Raw genomic sequence first — 323 nt, forward strand, 5'->3', positions numbered from 1 at the left:
CCGTCGAGGGCGTCGGCTGGCTGATCGGCGGCCGCCAGGGCCTGCTCGGTGAGTTGAAGGCGCTCGCCTTCAAGCCGCTCTTCACCACCGCGCTGCACCAGGATCGCCGCGTGCTGAAATCGGCGAGCGACAATGCCCGTTTCCAGCCTCCGGCCTTGCCGGTGATCGGCCCGCTCGACTTCCTGCGCCGCGACATCGCAGCGATCATGGAAGGCAAGCTGCCGCCGGCGGCGGCGAGTGAGCCAAGGGTGCATCAGATCGAATTGTGATCGGCCGCGGACAGCAGGAAGTTCACACCTCAAGAACGGTCGCTCGGCCCGTTC

1 pseudogene is annotated in these 323 nt (G+C 67.2%); it reads left to right on the forward strand.

The features are described from left to right. Positions 1–269: pseudogene (locus EN859_RS36465) on the forward strand ((2Fe-2S)-binding protein); the annotation flags it as partial. Positions 270–323 lie beyond the last annotated feature (54 nt).

The sequence above is a fragment of the Mesorhizobium sp. M00.F.Ca.ET.216.01.1.1 genome, from assembly GCF_004010325.2.
Lineage (GTDB): Bacteria > Pseudomonadota > Alphaproteobacteria > Rhizobiales > Rhizobiaceae > Mesorhizobium.